The sequence below is a fragment of the Acinetobacter sp. GD03645 genome (assembly GCF_029845285.1).
GTDB lineage: Bacteria > Pseudomonadota > Gammaproteobacteria > Pseudomonadales > Moraxellaceae > Acinetobacter > Acinetobacter corruptisaponis.
Map to the genome: position 1 here is coordinate 154,787 of NZ_JAOCLL010000001.1, position 17,341 is coordinate 172,127.

Sequence of the window (17,341 nt, forward strand, 5' to 3'; positions counted from 1 at the left end):
TTATAAAGAAACTTTTTATAATTACAGTAGGATCAGTCAATTATTTAAGTGCCTGAACAATAGGTTAGCTATTCCCCACTTAAAGAACACTCAAAATTTGTTCGTTCAACTGTACAACGGGCACGTTTTAGAACTCCCATCATCACGGGGTCATAAACTCCCAATTTAGTCAGTTTGATTCGTCCATCTCTCAACATTTGTTGATAACGGCGTTTATCTTCAGCAGAAAGCCCCTGCTTATATTTGGCAGGAATTTCTGCTTCCAGACGCGCAACGGTGGCAAAGTTTTTGGGAAGTTGCTTAATCGCCCAGTCACGTGACTTCAATCCAAAATTAGCAGGGAATTTGTCTGGGCGAATAATGATGTCGCCCGTTAAATTGATAACAGGAAAATTAAACATGGCACCATTTGCCCCTAGACCTTTTGCAATTTCCAATGGTTTATAGGCATAGGCTGGTGCAGCAATCACGTCCACCTGGTTATTATTAAATTTCTTGGCAAAATCTGAAATTTCAGAAGGGACACCGACCAGTTCCAGACGTTCCACAATCATTTTCTGGGCCTGGTCATAGTGTAAATAGGCAAACCGTTTACCTTTGCCTTTTTCAATGGTATTGATATTTTTATCGTGTACAAACACATAGGCCAAACCAATTTGAGCGATAACAGCAACCTCAAATTCATCCCCCTCTACCTTTGTCACCATACGATGCTTATTGCGGGGGTCTAGTACATAGGTAATGGCTTTTTGCGCAATCGAATTGCTGGTGATTGCACCCAAGGCATCAATTGATCCCGCAAACTTATTGTATTTACGGGCACGCATTGATGTCATGGAAACACCATCGCATTTTCCGTCTTCAAAATCATTTTGTGCCTTGGCTTCATCCTGATATGGAATCAGGTTTAGATCAGCATTCCAGGACTTTGCGGCCAATGCCCACTCTTCGACCATCTTATACGACTCACCAGCCTTACCCAGTAAATCGAATACACAAATATCGACTTTCGCATATGTTGTCGTTGAGAAAACTGTCATTAAGGCTGCAATCAAAATTCCGTTTTTCATTACGAATCCTAGTGTTATTCTTAATCTATTCAACCCCATAGAAAAACATAAACTGTTTTAAAACGTGGTCTATTTACTTAGGGGATTGGTGAAGCTATTTTTAAATATAAAAAAATGTTGTAATAGTTCTTATCAAGCCATTTTAGTATCATTTTCCGACATCGCATTTTTATGACATTCAATAAAGAATTAGAAAAAACTGTTCCTGGCACCTATATCGCCCTGATCTTGGATGTTGTATCCCGTTGGGATATTTCTGCAGATGAATTATTAAAAGACTCAGGTTTCCACGCAGAGCAGCTGGTACAACCCTTATGGCGTGCAGATGCCAAGATTGTCATGGGCATCCTAAAGCGGGCACTTGAACTTACACAGGTTCCAACTTTAGAGTTTGGTTTTTATTTAGGCATGCAAATGACCATTACCTGTCATGGGTTAATGGGAATGGCTGCCATGCTGGCTGAAAATGTCAAACAGGCACTCAATGTTGCCCAGGAATTCATTTCACTCCAATCCAGTATACATACCATTAAACTGGAAATTGTGGATGATCATGCGCTTATCACATTTGAACAAACTGAAGCTTATTATCTGGATGAAGTCATCCAAATTGCTTTATTGCTTGGGTTTGCACAAATGGGGAAAAGTATTTCTGGACATACCCTAACAGGCTTTGCTGATGTCCAATTTAATAAACCTGACTATTTTGATAAATTACTTCCCTTAATTCCTGGCGAAGTAAGATTTAATCGCCCTGTTACCTGCCTAGAATTTAAAAAAGAAATTTTAGATATTCCCCTACTTCATTCAGATGCAATTGCAGGACGTTTCGCAAGAGAAGAATGTAAATACCAATTACGTAAGCTTTTAAAACAAAACAGCTTTATCAGTACAATACAAGATCTAATTTACGATGAGGCGATGGGAATCAGCCCTTTATCAGATATCTTGGAAAAAATACAAATCTCTGAGCGTGCTTTACAAAGGAAATTAGAAAGTGAAAATACCAGTTTTAGAGAATTAGTAGATAAAGTAAGGTGTGAAAAAGCAACGCAATTACTTAAAAATCCAAATTTATCACTTGAACATATCGCAAACCATCTTGGTTATACCAATACCAAAAACTTCTCACGTGCATTTAAACGCTGGACAGGAAAGTCGCCAAGACGTTATTGAGTTTAATAGCTAGCCCTGAATAAATAAAAAGTCATAAGCGTCAAAAAAGCTTACTGGTGAATGCTCGAATCACCAGTAAGAAAGATAAACCTTGCATTGTGCGCCATACCCAAACTTATTTATTAGCCTGCGTTGACTGTTGCATCTGTGCCGTATTCTGCTTTTGCTGTGATGGCATATAATCTGGTTCATTACTGACCGCAAGAAAGAAGAAAACCAGGAATAAACAGCCAAGTAAAATACTAATCCCAACAGTAAGGTATGGGAATTTTGCTTGCTCTTGAGACATATCGTCTGCTCCTATTTAAATACTAAAATTCAATGCTGCATTATCTACATCATGGATAAAGCCCTGTAACTGGCACCATTTTGAATACGAGTTTGCATATATTCAGCATAGACCGACAACTTTTCAAAAATGTGTTCTGAATAAAACATATCCTCAATTAAATGAGCGGCCTGTTTTTGGCTAAACTGGCCAATCTGTGCCACCAGTTGCGCATTCAGGTTCGAAAACAAAGTACAAATAACTTTATGAAACTCATCTTTGTTTTTAAACAATAATTTTCGGGTATTAATCAATTTATGATTAACACTACGTTCTGCTGTATCACAGCAAATCACGTCAATTTTTATCTGCAAATAATCCTGCAAGATTTGAATTTGATCCTGATTTACAGGTAAATGTGTAATCAAAAAAAGATGGGAAATATCTGTTCGACAGAGGGCTTTGACCAAAGTTCGAAACAGAAAATCAGCTTCTTTTTTAGGCTGTTCAACCAAATCCACATAAAGCTTTAGGCTTTGGAGCACTTCTTCAATTTTTAAATTGACACTTTTCTCAGCCTGATAATATTGATTGAGGAGCGCCAGAACAGAGGTTGAAATCGGTGTTGTATAAATCACGGGCTGATTTAAATTGGCAATAATAAATGGGGCAAACAAATACCCAAGATTATTGTCATTTTCCTCTATTTTTGCTTGCACAATATAAGCGACTTTCTCTTTAGAAAAGTCTCTTAATACCTTGCCTCGTAACAAGGTTGCTTCGAGATTTACATAGTCAAGATGTAGCTGTTCTTGTACTGCTTGCGAAACCTCGCCATCCTGAAAAAGCTGGGTTATCGCATTAAGTTCTTTAGTTACAAACATCGCCCTACACACCTTTCAGCCAAACCATTGTCTTTTGATTGATCTGTACGTTTTGTACACTATTTAACAAGCCGTACCGTTCTTGGTGTTATTTTGTAGAAGATATCAATCGCTGAATAGCTACAGAGGCTGCCTAAAAAAATATAACAGATGTTTTATTTCTGCTTTATCTGTTATAAAAAAATCATAAGAATGTGTATCTACTCCTAGACACCATAACAGCAGATGATGAATAGGACTGAAAATGGTTCTGCATAAGAATTGAGCACACCGACTCTAATCTTATTTTTTAACCATTTAAGAACTGCTCTTTCACATTTTCCTAGCGACTGCTTTTGCTGGTCTGTTATAGGAGAGGATATATGGATCTCGGTCTCACTGCTTTAGAATTAGCCCGAATACAGTTTGCGTTTACTGTTTCATTTCACATTATCTTTCCCGCCACCTCAATTGGCCTCGCCTGTTTCCTTGCCATGCTGGAATGGAAATGGCTTCGTACTCAAAACCCGATTTATAAAGATCTGTTTAAATTCTGGATCAAAATCTTTGCCGTTGCCTTTGGGATGGGTGTGGTATCTGGGGTAGTGATGAGCTACCAGTTTGGTACCAACTGGAGTGAATTTTCCCGTATTGCGGGAAGTGTGACTGGCCCCTTACTGACTTATGAAGTGCTCAGTGCATTCTTCTTGGAAGCGGGCTTCTTGGGCATCATGCTGTTTGGTTGGGGACGAGTCAGCCCCAAAGCCCATTTCTTTGCCACCTTGATGGTCGCCATCGGCACTTGTATCTCCATGTTCTGGATTCTCTCCTCCAACAGTTGGATGCAGACCCCGCAAGGTTTTAGCATTGAAAACGGTATTATTATCCCAACCGATTGGTGGGCGATTGTATTTAATCCCTCTTTCCCTTATCGCTTTACACATATGGCAACCGCTGCATTTTTAGTGTCCTCCTTACTGGTGGTGGGTACTGCTGCATGGCATCTGATTAAAGGCCGTCGTGATGAACTGGTCAAAAAATCATTTTCGATGGGGCTTTGGATGGTGCTGGTCACCTCGTGCTTGCAAGTGGTGATTGGGGATCATCATGGTTTGAATACTTTGCAACATCAACCAGCAAAACTAGCTGCCATCGAGGGTCATTGGGAAACCAATCACAATGAGTCCATGCCACTCTTGTTATTTGCCATTCCTGATATGAACAGTGAAGAAAACCGCTATGAAATCGGCATCCCTCATCTTGGCAGTCTGATCCTGACCCACTCCATAGATGGCAAAGTGACAGGTCTAAAAGATTTCGCACCTGAAGATCGCCCAAATGCCACCATTGTATTCTGGAGTTTCCGTGTCATGGTCGGGCTTGGCATGTTAATGGTGTTGCTCTCTTTCGTTGCTTTATGGCTGCGTAAAAAAGGCAAGCTTTATGGTTCATCTTGGTTTCATAAATTCGCTTTTGTCATGGGACCTACAGGCTATATCGCCTTACTGGCGGGATGGGTCACCACCGAAGTTGGCCGTCAACCTTGGGTAATTTATGGGGTGATGCGCACCAAAGATGGTTTGTCACATACGGTAACTGCTGATCAGGTCGGGATCAGCTTGATCATTTTCGTGATGGTCTATGCCATCGTATTTGGTAGCGGTATTTACTATATGCTGAAACTACTGAAAAAAGGTCCTGAATTTATTGAAGCGATTGATCTTGAGCCAGCAGGCCATGGGCATTTCAAAACACCAATGCGTCCTTTAAGTGCAGTCGATGAAAGCATTGATCAACAAAACCCAAATAAGGAGAAACACCATGATTGACTTATCTCTGATTTGGGTGGGCATTATCGGTCTTGGTGTCCTGATCTATGTCATTCTGGATGGTTTTGATCTCGGGATCGGGATTCTGTTTCCGTTCATCAAAAGCCGTGAAGAACGTGATGTGATGATGAATACCGTCGCACCTGTCTGGGATGGCAATGAAACATGGATGGTACTCGGTGGTGCAGGTTTATTCGCTGCCTTTCCATTGGTGTATTCAACTGTACTATCTGCGTTGTATATGCCGATTACCTTGATGGTGATCGCCTTGATTTTTCGTGGAGTTGCCTTTGAGTTTCGTTTTAAAGCCAATCGCACCAAGCATTTGTGGGATCAGGCTTTTATCTGGGGTTCAATTCTGTCCAGCTTCCTGCAAGGCGTGATTTTAGGTGCTTATATTCAAGGCATCCAAACCACCAATGGGATTTTCTCAGGTTCAGGTTTAGATTGGTTCACTCCTTTCGCCTTATTTACGGGGCTGGGTGTGGTTGCCATGTATGCGGCTCTCGGTTGTGGCTGGCTGATTATGAAAACCGACCATGAACTACGAGATCAAATGTATGCACTGATGCCTAAGCTGATCATTTTGCTATTTGTAGTCTTTGCAGGTGTCAGTTTCTATACCCCACTGACCCATCCTGAAATTGCAGCGCGTTGGTTTGCTTTGCCAAATCTGCTGTATTTTAGCCCTGTACCAGTTTTGGTACTGCTATTTACATTCTTGATTTTAAAAGCATGTAAAGAGCGTCAGGACTTTAAACCTTTTATCTATACCTTAGCACTCGTGTTCTTGGCCTTTACTGGTTTTGTGATCAGCCTCTGGCCGAATATCATTCCGCCATCGGTCACGATTTGGGAAGCCACAGCACCGCATTCTAGTCAGAAATTTGCATTGGTTGGTGCAGTAATTCTCATCCCAATCATTATCGCCTATACCATCCTGTCGTACTGGGTGTTTAGAGATAAAGTACGGGTCGGAGATACGGGTTATCACTAAGGAGCTGCTTTGCATGAAAATTAAATCTCTGCATTTAAGCCAAACGCAATGGTTTATAATCTTATGGTTAGTTGGTTTTTTTGCACTCGCCATCATTGCAGGTCTCTTTAGACTGCTATTGATGTTTGCTTATTAAAAAAGAGATGGAGCAGCTTGCATAAAAGCTGTTCCATCAAGATGGATTCACTTTACTTTATGTATAAATCAGAACAATTAGCGCACAACCTGAAACTTCTCATTGAAAATGGATCATGGCAGCCGCACAGCAAACTTCCTTCTTTACGTGAGCAAGTGCAACGATCAGGGTTTAGCTTAATTACCGTGATGAACGCTTACCAAGAACTGGAAGCGCAAGGATTGATTTATTCAAAAGAAAAGTCAGGTTATTTTGTCGCTGAGCAAAATAATATCCAGATTCCGCAAGCCTATTCAGTTGTCTCTTTAAATCCGAAAATTGAAATTAACTCACTCGTTTTTAAATATCTCAAATCAATTCAATCTCCCAAAGTCAGCCCCTTAGGTTCTGCCTTTCCAGACAGTCAGTTGCTGTATCCCCCAAAACTGATTCAGATCATGGGACAACTTTCCCGCAATCGCCATAGTTATGATCAAACCACCAACCTACCACCTGGGAATTTAGCACTCAGAAAACTCATTGCTCAACGCTATTGTATGCAAGGGATTCCAACCGATGCAGATGACATTGTCATTACATCAGGTGGCTTAGAAGCGTTGAATCTTTCCCTGCAAGCGATTACTCAGCCGGGCGATTATATTTTATTACAGCAAACCATCTTCTATGGCGCATGGCAGGCAGCTGAACGTTTGGGACTCAAGGTGATTACCCTCTCAGAACATCCACAACATGGCTTTGATATCGAAGCTTTTGAACAAGTCATTAAAAACTATCCAATCAAAGTGTGCTGGTTTATGTTGAATGCACATAACCCGATTGGCTTTACCGTCAGCGATGATATCAAATATAAAATTGCCAAGCTGTTGCATGAACATCAAATTCATTTGATCGAAGATGATGTTTATGAAGAACTGTTTTATGGCAATCAAAAACCGCTACCAATGAAGTATTTTGATCAGCAAAATTTGGTCTTGCACTGCTCTTCTTTTTCCAAAACCTTGGGTTCAGGGTTCCGTATGGGATGGGTCTATGCTGGCAAATTTTCCGAACATATTCAGCATCTACAGTTGATGAGCACCATTTCAGCCAATGCGCTGATCCAGAATGCACTGGTGGAATTCCTCTCTCATCATCATTACGAAAAGCATCTGAGAACGCTTAGACGGTCTTTGGAAAAGAATAAAAAACAATTCTTTCAATATCTCAAACAACATCTACCGAAAGACTGTAAGGTATATAACTATCCAAGTGGCTATTTTCTTTGGATTCAGTTACCAGACAAAGTTAGTAGTATGCAAATCTATGAACAGCTGATTCAACAACAGGTCGGTGTTGCGCCAAGCCCTTTATTTAATGTGTTGCCCTCACATCAACATTTTATTCGTATGAATTGTTCCTTTGAATGGACAGAACAGATTCAGCATTCGTTAGAACGCTTTATTGAAACGGTTCAGTTGGCGATGTCGGATGAATCAGCCTTGGACAAATAGCTTTTCCGATACTGACTCGGTGTTTCCCCAAACATTTTTTTAAACGCGCGAATAAAATTTGTGGCTTCTTCATACCCCACCAGAGCTGCAACATCTTGAATACTATATTGTGGTTGTTGCAGTAACTTTTTGGCTTGACTAAAACGTACCTCAGCCAAAATCTGTAAAAAAGTAGTTCCTTGTGCCTGTAAATGTCGCTTGATGGTTCGTTCAGACATATTCAACCGCTGTGCAATCAGCGCTAATGTCGGATAAGTATTGCCAGCTTTATACAACAACTCAGAACGAATACTTTTCTGCAGGTCTCGCGCCGATTCTTTGAGTAATTTCAATTTGTCATTTTCGCAATACAATAATGCCTGCTGGAATGCGACTTGATCAGCATTAGGATTTTTACAATGCAGATATTGCTTGGGAAAACGCAGGCCATTACGTTGCTGGTTAAAATGAATCTTGATCTGAGATAAATCGATACGTTTATAATTCTGTGCATCGGCCCAATCGACAAAGACCTCACAACGTTCAACAATTTTTTCAGAAAACAAAGCTAAAAAATGAATTGCGCCAAATAGCAAACTCTCAATCAGAAAGTGTCGTAATTGATCAGATTGCTGTTCATTGCCAAATTTAACAGGATGTACACCATCCAAATAGACATAGACAAAGTCTTTATCTATGTACGATTCAGGGGTGAAGTTCTGGATTCGTGTACAGAAATATTGTTGGCACAGCGTTAATGCAGTTTCAATATCCGTACAGCTCAGAAATGCAAAGCCTAAGGCTCCATGTGAAGTGGGACGTAATTTAAAACCATATTCAATCCCAAGCCGTGGATTATCGGTCAACCTTAAAGCATTCACCACAAGCTTCGACCATTGATGTGCACTCATTTTGGCATCAGCTTGTTTCATTTCTGTCAGCACTAATCCTGTGCCAGATAAAACTTTTTCAATATCAATGGCATAATCATGCACTATTTCTAATAATAGATGTGCATAAGAAACCGATATGGTTTCCTGAAACAATCCAAAAGGATCTCGCATCGCACATCCACTGTCCTAAAATGATCATCAATATGGCATAGTCACACCTATTGTGCGAGTGTTTTATCCGAAATAATGACTGCAATCAATCAACCATCGCAGAATGAGGAAGCGCTTCAATGACCACCATGACGCTTGATCAACAGCAGTCTATTTATGTTCTCACCTTAACCAATGGCAATCAGGACAATGTCTTAAACCAAGATGTGCTGAATGAATATATCGAGATCTTTGATGAAATCGAGCGCCATTCGCATAATGCTTGCCTAGTCATTCAAAGCGACCATCCTAAAACGTTTTGCAATGGCTTAGACCTCGCTTGGTTAATGCAGCAATCCATGCAAGATAAAAAAGCTTTTACCACGCAACTTGAAAATATGCTGCTGCGCTTAGCGTTGCTTAACCTCCCTGTCATTGCGGCAATTAATGGCAATGCTTATGCAGGTGGTGCAATCTTGGCATCTGCATGTGACTTCCGCTTGATGCGGGCAGACAAAGGACGCTTTTGCTTTCCCGAAGTCAAACTCACTATTCCTTTCACTGACTGTATTGCAGAGATTGTGCAGCTCATTCCCAATCAACATGCGATTTGGGAGATGTCATTAACGGGTAAATCTATGACTGGACTCGAATGTTTAGACGCACATGTGGTTCATCAGATTCATCCTGCCGAATCATTAAATGCTGAAGTCTTTAAGTTTGCTGAAGAGATGTCACAAAAGCATCGTCTAACCTACGCCGTGATCAAACGTCAGTTGCGCCATCGCATTGTTGAGATTGCAAAACAACGACAGTTATACAATCCAGAAAAATTTGCACATCCTTTTATGATTTAACGACATATTGATAAAAATTAAATATAGGACATCTACATGAGTAATATGCAAGGAAAAACCATTTTTATTACTGGCGGCAGCCGAGGAATTGGCAGAGCCATTGCGCTGAAAGCAGCTCAAGCTGGGGCAAATGTTGTCATTGCGGCAAAAACTGAAGTGGAAACAGCCAAATTAACAGGCACGATTTATAGCGTCGCCGAAGAGATTGAAGCTGCTGGTGGCAAAGCACTGCCCTTACTTTTAGATGTACGAGATGAACAGCAAATCCATGCTGCCATGCAACAAGCAGCCAAGAACTTTGGTGGTATTGATGTACTGATTAATAATGCGGGGGCAATTGCGCTCACAGGAGTCGAAGCCACCTCATTAAAACAATATGACCTGATCCAAACCATTAACCACCGTGCAACCTTTATTTGTGCGCAGGCAGCCTTACCTTATCTCAAACAAGCAAAAGATCCGCATATTTTAAGCTTATCGCCACCTGTGAATATGTCACCAAAATGGTTAGGCATGCTCTCACCCTATGCCTTATCTAAGTATGGTATGACCATTCTGACGCTAGGTATGGCAGAAGAATTTCGTCACTATGGCATTTCCTGTAATACCCTATGGCCTGAAACTTATATCGCCACAGCAGCCGTTTCAAAAAACCTAGGTGAGGAAAATACGCAACAACTCAGCCGTAAACCTGAGATTATGGCAGATGCAGCTTTTGCGATTTATAGTACGGCGAAAGGTGAACTGACAGGACAAAGCCTAACCGATGAACAAGCGTTGGCGCGTATTGGTATCACTGATTTCACTCAGTATGCCTGTGTCAGTGGCAATACCCAACTACAAAAAGACTTCTTTCTGGATTGATTTGGGTGCAACATCATTTTTAACAACCTACTCAAATAGTTGAACTGAACCATTTAGTTCCATTCTATTTATCAAGGTTGAAAGCAGCAGAAAAGCTGTCTTTCAATCTTGAAAACGGTAAATTTCATATAAGTCTCCAATTTTTTTAACTGTACATATCCACCAGCAAGGTTAGGAACCAGCACCATTCATAAACAGATAAAATTTGAGCAATCACATTCCAACCACAAATATATTCATCTTAGCTTTTGATTTATAAGCATATAAAAATAAAAAATTATTTTTCCAATTTAACCCAAATAATCAGGTAGCCATACGGTTTGCCAAAATATTAAGCATGTCATTATAAGTTTGCATGCTAAACTATGCCTTGGTTTGAAAAAGGATCGTCTTTACTATGCAGTTTGTTCATCTCGGTATACATACAGAATTCTCGATTACCGAATCGATTGTTCGCATACCCGATTTGGTCAAAGTTGCTGTTGCAGAAGAAATGCCTGCGCTTGCCATCACCGATTTGTCCAACCTGCACGCAGCGGTAAAATTTTACGGCGCATGTCTGGGTAAAGGCATCAAGCCCATTATGGGCAGTGTCATTCGCCTGAATGATGCTGAACATCGCGCAACCTTGCTTGCCATGAGTAACAAGGGATGGCGGAATTTAACTGAGATTGTGTCGCGTGGTTTTATTGAGGGACAACAACTCAGCACGCCCTGCATACAGAAAGAATGGATACTGGAACAGGCGCAAGACCTGATCATTCTGCTGGGTCAACATAGCGATGTTGGCAAAATGCTCTGCTCATCCAACCCACAGAAAGCTGAACCGTTACTGGAAGCGTGGATTGAGAAATTTGGCGACCGTGTCTATTTAGCCCTAACCCGTACCGAACGTTTTGGCGAAGAGGATTTTATCCTACAGGCTGCAAAACTTGCCGCAAAATATCAAATTGGTGTGGTGGCACACAACGATGTGCATTTTATTGAGCAGGACGATTTTGAGGCGCATGAAGCCCGCGTATGCATTGCCGATGGTTATGTCCTGGGTGATGACAAACGGCCCAAACCCTACAGCCCTGAACAATATTTTAAAACGGCCGAGCAAATGTCTGAACTGTTTTCAGACATTCCTAGTGCCATTGAAAACACCTATGAGATTGCAAAACGCTGCAATGTCAGCTTACAGTTGGGCACTTATTTCCTACCCGACTTCCCGATTCCGGATGGCTATACCATCGACACCTATTTTGAGCATTTGTCGCGTACAGGTCTGGAAGAACGCCTAAATCATCTTTACCCAGTTGAAAAACGTGGTGAAGACTGGGCAGAGGTTCGCCAGCCCTACGATGAGCGAATCAAGTATGAAGTCGACATTATCCTGAAAATGGGATTCCCAGGTTACTTCCTGATCGTCATGGACTTTATCCAGTGGGCAAAAAATAATGGCGTACCTGTGGGGCCTGGCCGTGGTTCAGGTGCAGGTTCACTTGTTGCTTATAGCTTAAAGATTACCGACCTTGACCCACTGCGTTATGACCTGCTATTTGAACGTTTCCTTAACCCAGAACGTGTCTCCATGCCCGATTTTGACGTGGATTTCTGCATTGCAGGCCGTGACCGTGTGATTGAGTATGTTGCACAAAATTATGGTCGTGAAGCGGTTTCACAGATTGCAACATTCGGTACTATGGCAGCCAAAGGTGCGATTCGTGATGTTGCCCGTGTACTGGGCAAGTCTTATGGTCTGGCGGACCGTATTTCCAAAATGGTGCCAACCAAACCGCTGGGTGTGGATTTAAAGCAGGCGATTGAAATGGAGCCGCAGCTCAAGGATATCGTCACCAATCCATCCAATCCCGATCATGATGATGCCGCCGAAATCTGGGAAATGGCGCTCAAGCTTGAGGGCATTACCCGTAACACAGGCAAGCATGCGGGCGGTGTAGTCATTGCGCCAGGTAAAATTACTGATTATTCCGCAGTGCTGTGTGATGCTGATGGCACCAACCGCGTCGCCCAATACGATAAAGATGACGTTGAAGCAGCAGGTCTGGTCAAGTTTGACTTTTTGGGTCTGCGTAACCTGACCGTTATTGAAGATGCCGTTCAGAATATTAATAAACGAATCAAGTCGGATACCCCACTCGACATTGCCAATGTTGAACTGGATGATAAAGATGCCTATCTGGTCTTTGCCGAGGCAAACACCACTGCGGTATTCCAGTTTGAATCTGTTGGCATGAAAAAGATGCTCAAGGAAGCCAGACCAAGCAAGTTTGAAGAGATTATCGCGTTCGTTTCCCTGTACCGTCCTGGCCCGATGGACCTGATTCCAGACTTTATCCACCGTATGCATGGTGGCGAGTTTGAATATCTGCATCCTTTGCTTGAGGGTGTATTGGAACCCACCTATGGCATCATGGTGTATCAGGAACAGGTAATGCAGGCGGCACAGTTCTGTGCAGGCTATACGCTGGGCGGCGCGGACCTGCTGCGTCGCGCCATGGGTAAGAAAAAACCTGAGGAGATGGTCAAGCAGCGTCAAATCTTTATTACAGGCGCCGCCGAAAAAAATATTGATGAGGCAACAGCGAACCATATCTTTGACTATATGGAAAAGTTTGCTGGCTATGGTTTTAACAAATCACACGCCGCAGCCTATGCACTGGTTGCCTATCATACCGCATGGTTAAAGGCACATTACCCTGCCGAATTTATGGCGGCGGTATTGTCATCGGAAATGCAGAACACCGACAGCATTGTATTCCTGATTGATGACTGCCGTAACAATAAACTCGACGTATTGCCGCCCTCCGTCAATATGTCACTATACCATTTCCATGCCAGTGATGAACGCACCATTGTTTATGGTTTGGGTGCGATCAAGGGCGTGGGTGAACAGGCAATGCAGTCAGTGATTGATTCACGGATCAAGGAAGGTCCATATAGGGACCTGTTTGATTTCTGCCATCGTATTGACCTGAAAAAAATCAATAAACGCACACTTGAAGCCCTAATCCGTGCAGGTGCGCTGGATTGTCTAGGTATTGAACGTTCAAGTTTGATGGCACAACTTCCAGAAGCGGTTCAGGCCGCTGAACAGGCGCGCAGCAACCGCGAAACGGGGATTATGGACCTGTTTGGTGAAGTTGAGGAAGTTCAGCGCAAGCCAGCCAAACCTGTCAAACCGTGGTCAGATGAAGTCCGTTTAAAGGGTGAAAAAGATACGCTGGGCCTGTATTTAACAGGTCACCCGATTGATACCTATCGCCAGGAATTAAAGCAGTTCGTTTCAGTCAAACTGAATGAACTGACCCCAACACGACGTGGTGTAACCACTGTTTTTGCAGGTTTGGTGCTGGATATTGCAAACTTCCCGAACCGTATCATGATTACCCTGGATGATGGGACATCGCGTGTTGAAGTCAGTTGCAACCACGAACGTTTCCAGCGCTATAAAGACATTATCAAACTGGAACAGGTGGTGGTGATTGAAGGGGAAATTTATGAACGTGAGGGCTTTGACCGCCCGATGGCACGTTTAAGCAAGGCATTTAACCTGAATGAAATACGGCAAAAACGGGCACAGAACATCCAGATTCGCCTAGCACATGACCTGATGGGCAAATCTTTGGCAAAAGACCTGCAAGGCATGCTTTTACCTTACTGCAACATCGATATGTGTCAGCATATTGGGGTGCAAATCCAGCTTGAGCAAAGTTTTGCAAGCGCTGAACTGCTGCTGGGCGCACAATGGAAAGTTGCCCCACTTGACGAGCTACTCGCCAAACTGCGTGACTATTTCGGCAAGGATGCGATTTACATCGAATATCAGGTCAAGTCTAAAGCTGCCAAAGTGGTTGAGACGCCAAAAGTTGCGGCTGTCCCTCCACCTCCTGACAATATGTCAATGGATGAGGCTTTAGACCTCTATCAAGCCGAAGTCTCCCAATATTCTTAATTTTGGATAATCTATGAACCTGTTTGACCAAAATCATGTGTCCAAACATTTGGATCATGTGCGTATTGTGATGGTGAATACCACGCTACCCGCCAATATCGGCAGTGCCTTACGTGCCATGAAAACCATGGGACTTTCCAAACTTGTGCTTGTTGCACCAAAGACATATCCGCATCCTGACATTGATGCCCTTGCTGCTGGCGCACAGGATTTAATTGAGCAGATTGAAATTGTGGAAACACTGGAGCAGGCCATTCAGGACTGTCATCTGGTTTTTGGAACCAGTGCCCGTAGCCGAACCATTCCCTGGCCGCTGCTCGATGTTCGCCCTGCGGCAAAAGAGGCGTTGCAGGCAGCCAGCCAACAACAAAATATCGCGATTGTGTTTGGCCGTGAAGATCGTGGGCTCACCAATGAAGAGTTGGCCCTTGCCAATTACCACCTGACCATTCCAGTCAATCCTGAGTATGGTGTGTTAAATGTGGCTCAGGCCATTCAGGTGGTGTGCTATGAATTGCGTATGGCTGCACTTGAGCAAAATGCGCCAGTTACGGCAACACCTGATGATCACATGCAGCTCAAGCAACAACAAAGCATGCAGTGGGATGAGCCTTTGGTCACACAGCGGCAAATGGAAGAATTCTACCCCCACCTGGAAAAAATGCTGACTGAAATCGAGTTTTTAGACCCAAGTAATCCCCGTTTACTGCCGTTACGCTTGCGCCGTTTATTCGGAAGGATACAATTAGATCGTATGGAATATCATTTGTTACGCGGAATCTTTAGCCGCGTACAGGCTTTAGCCAATGGTTCATGGAAAAAAACAACGGAGGATCATTCCAATGATTAAACAGCTTAAAGAAGACATTCAGGCTGTATTTGCACGTGATCCTGCTGCACGCAATACGCTGGAAGTCCTCACCACCTATCCTGGGATTCATGCATTGATCATGCATCGTATGGCCCATGAACTCTGGAAGAAAGAATACAAGGGCACTGCCCGTCTGCTTTCCTCTTTTAGCCGGTTTGCCACGGGCATTGAAATTCACCCAGGTGCAAAAATTGGCAAACGTTTTTTCATCGATCATGGCATGGGTGTGGTGATTGGTGAAACTGCTGAAATTGGTGATGATGTCACCCTTTATCATGGTGTTACGCTTGGTGGCACAACATGGAATAAAGGCAAGCGCCACCCTACGCTTGAAGATGGCGTGGTGGTCGGTGCAGGCGCCAAAATTCTTGGACCATTTACCGTTCATAAAGGGGCAAAAGTCGGTTCAAATGCGGTTGTGACCAAGGAAGTTCCTGAGGGAGTAACCGCCGTTGGCAACCCTGCACGATACATCTTCAAGGATAAAACCCAGATTGAGCAGGATGAGGCACGCCGCCGTGATTATGCGGAAAGCATCGGCTTCCAGCCTTATGCGACCACGCAGGATCAGTCAGACCCAATTTTAGAAGGTATTCGTGTTTTACTGGATCGTATGCAGCAAAATGAAAAGCGCATGAACACCCTTTGCCAGCGCCTCTCTCTACTGGACCCAACATTTAAGGGACAAAACCAGAAGACACAGCCATTTAGCAAAGAGGAACTCAAAATCATTGAAGAAGTTAGGCGTGAATGTGAAGCCCAAACCAAAACATCTGCCACATAATCAAGAGATGGGTATCAATAGACCTTATCTATAAAGAAATGTAACAAGCTTCTCGTTGCAAGTTGGTTTTGCTTTTCCTAGACTGGTAAAACCAACGACCCACCTAGTTAATTCACTAAAATTAATGGATGTAAAGCATGAATTTTAAGCCTTTGGCATTACTTGTACTTTCAACTTCTGTTTTAACTGCATGTGGTACCCCACCCCTTGTAAAAAAAGAAGTAGCGGCACCCCAGCCTTTTGTTTTTAAAGAGCCAGATCCAACACCCCCTTTTTATGCTTTAAATCCAGTTAATTATGATGCACCACCAAGTTTTGAACTTGCAATTAAAGATGCAACAACACAGCCTGTGACCAAAATGGTGGTAAGCCTGCAAAATGACCCATCAAAATCAACCACACTTGAAGTGAATAAACTGATCGTTCCAACCATCGACAGCAAACAGCGCAGCATGAAATATGCCGTGCTTGCAGGCGATAATGAAGTGGATGTGACTGAGATTGATGATTTCCTACAACTGGTTGAGGGTAAGGCACGTCACTATCCACCACGTTTCCCTGAGCGTCAGGAACGTAAGGGTTATGAAACCAAACTTAAGGAAATCACACAGAAACTTGATGCCTTGGCTGAACAACCAAATGCATCACTGGATGTATTAACCCGTGCCTTTAAAGCCAGTGTGATGGCACGTAATATGGACCTCGGAACAGCATATACCACCAAATCCCTCAATTACGCACAACGTATTTTGGCAATCAGCCCAAATGACCCTGAAACCAATTTCTGGTTTGGGTTTGGCTTGTCTGAGGGTGGCGGTCAACGTGAGGCAATTCCATATTTAGACAAGGCCATTAAAGGTGGTGTACAGGAAGCCTATCTTTCTGCCGCAAACAACTTTCTTTGGCTAGAACAAAAGAAAAATGCTATCCAAACCCTAAAGAACTATAAAGTTAAATATCCAGATGAAGCTGAAGTGGCTGACCGCCTTATTAGCGAAGTGGAATCTGGTAAACGCTGGAATGTGTGGCAAGTGCTGAACTGATCCAGATTTTTTGTAAAAATAGACTGCCCTAAGCAGTCTATTTTTTTATACCGATTGAAAAAGCAGCCGTTTTTCGTATTATAGCTCTAATCTTCGCACTTAATTTGCTG

The 17,341-nt window shown here is 42.8% G+C and carries 14 protein-coding genes; 10 read left to right on the top strand and 4 right to left on the bottom strand.

Annotated elements, in window-relative coordinates:
* Nucleotides 1-68 precede the first annotated feature (68 nt).
* Nucleotides 69-1,070 carry a putative solute-binding protein gene (locus N5J47_RS00850; protein WP_279958872.1) on the bottom strand — a complete coding sequence of 334 codons (1,002 nt, stop codon included), beginning with the start codon at nucleotides 1,068-1,070 and terminating at the stop codon, nucleotides 69-71.
* Between the two features lie 171 nt (nucleotides 1,071-1,241).
* Here N5J47_RS00850 and N5J47_RS00855 point away from each other — a divergent pair, with 171 nt between their 5' ends.
* Nucleotides 1,242-2,246, top strand: coding sequence for an AraC family transcriptional regulator (locus N5J47_RS00855; RefSeq protein WP_279958873.1), 1,005 nt, complete (start codon nucleotides 1,242-1,244; stop codon nucleotides 2,244-2,246).
* A gap of 115 nt (nucleotides 2,247-2,361) precedes the next feature.
* Here the strand turns inward: N5J47_RS00855 and N5J47_RS00860 are convergent, their stop codons facing one another.
* Both N5J47_RS00860 and N5J47_RS00865 read right to left on the bottom strand, forming a co-directional pair.
* Nucleotides 2,362-2,535: a hypothetical protein gene (locus N5J47_RS00860; RefSeq protein WP_267979778.1), complete on the bottom strand. Its 174-nt coding sequence runs from the start codon at nucleotides 2,533-2,535 to the stop codon at nucleotides 2,362-2,364.
* A 44-nt stretch (nucleotides 2,536-2,579) separates the two neighbouring features.
* Nucleotides 2,580-3,398 carry a hypothetical protein gene (locus N5J47_RS00865; RefSeq protein ID WP_279958874.1) on the bottom strand — a complete coding sequence of 273 codons (819 nt, stop codon included), beginning with the start codon at nucleotides 3,396-3,398 and terminating at the stop codon, nucleotides 2,580-2,582.
* Between the two features lie 362 nt (nucleotides 3,399-3,760).
* On the opposite strand from N5J47_RS00865, the gene N5J47_RS00870 reads away from it, so the two are divergent.
* The 3 genes from N5J47_RS00870 (at nucleotide 3,761) to N5J47_RS00880 (ending at nucleotide 7,829) form a co-directional block, all read left to right on the top strand.
* Nucleotides 3,761-5,206 (top strand): cytochrome ubiquinol oxidase subunit I, encoded by a 1,446-nt coding sequence (locus N5J47_RS00870; RefSeq protein WP_279958875.1) that lies wholly within the window; start codon nucleotides 3,761-3,763, stop codon nucleotides 5,204-5,206.
* Complete coding sequence (cydB, locus tag N5J47_RS00875) at nucleotides 5,199-6,203, top strand: cytochrome d ubiquinol oxidase subunit II (protein ID WP_279958876.1); 1,005 nt, start codon at nucleotides 5,199-5,201, stop codon at nucleotides 6,201-6,203. Before N5J47_RS00870 ends, cydB begins: the two co-directional genes overlap by 8 nt.
* A 195-nt stretch (nucleotides 6,204-6,398) precedes the next feature.
* A complete protein-coding gene (locus tag N5J47_RS00880; RefSeq protein ID WP_279958877.1) occupies nucleotides 6,399-7,829 on the top strand; it encodes a PLP-dependent aminotransferase family protein in 1,431 nt (476 codons plus the stop codon).
* Here N5J47_RS00880 and N5J47_RS00885 read toward each other — a convergent pair.
* Nucleotides 7,790-8,872: an AraC family transcriptional regulator gene (locus tag N5J47_RS00885; protein ID WP_279958878.1), complete on the bottom strand. Its 1,083-nt coding sequence runs from the start codon at nucleotides 8,870-8,872 to the stop codon at nucleotides 7,790-7,792. The genes N5J47_RS00880 and N5J47_RS00885 overlap by 40 nt on opposite strands.
* Nucleotides 8,873-8,991: 119 nt before the next feature.
* On the opposite strand from N5J47_RS00885, the gene N5J47_RS00890 reads away from it, so the two are divergent.
* The 6 genes from N5J47_RS00890 (at nucleotide 8,992) to N5J47_RS00915 (ending at nucleotide 17,231) form a co-directional block, all read left to right on the top strand.
* Nucleotides 8,992-9,708, top strand: coding sequence for an enoyl-CoA hydratase/isomerase family protein (locus N5J47_RS00890; protein WP_279958879.1), 717 nt, complete (start codon nucleotides 8,992-8,994; stop codon nucleotides 9,706-9,708).
* Between the two features lie 36 nt (nucleotides 9,709-9,744).
* Nucleotides 9,745-10,572 (top strand): NAD(P)-dependent oxidoreductase, encoded by an 828-nt coding sequence (locus N5J47_RS00895; RefSeq protein WP_279958880.1) that lies wholly within the window; start codon nucleotides 9,745-9,747, stop codon nucleotides 10,570-10,572.
* A gap of 397 nt (nucleotides 10,573-10,969) precedes the next feature.
* Nucleotides 10,970-14,533: a DNA polymerase III subunit alpha gene (dnaE, locus tag N5J47_RS00900; RefSeq protein WP_279958881.1), complete on the top strand. Its 3,564-nt coding sequence runs from the start codon at nucleotides 10,970-10,972 to the stop codon at nucleotides 14,531-14,533.
* A gap of 13 nt (nucleotides 14,534-14,546) precedes the next feature.
* A complete protein-coding gene (locus N5J47_RS00905; protein WP_279958882.1) occupies nucleotides 14,547-15,383 on the top strand; it encodes an RNA methyltransferase in 837 nt (278 codons plus the stop codon).
* The gene (cysE, locus tag N5J47_RS00910; protein WP_267979788.1) at nucleotides 15,376-16,188 is read left to right on the top strand and encodes a serine O-acetyltransferase; all 813 of its coding nucleotides are present in this window, start codon (nucleotides 15,376-15,378) and stop codon (nucleotides 16,186-16,188) included. Before N5J47_RS00905 ends, cysE begins: the two co-directional genes overlap by 8 nt.
* 137 nt (nucleotides 16,189-16,325) lie before the next feature.
* Complete coding sequence (locus N5J47_RS00915; protein ID WP_279958883.1) at nucleotides 16,326-17,231, top strand: hypothetical protein; 906 nt, start codon at nucleotides 16,326-16,328, stop codon at nucleotides 17,229-17,231.
* The last annotated feature ends 110 nt before the right edge of the window (nucleotides 17,232-17,341 follow it).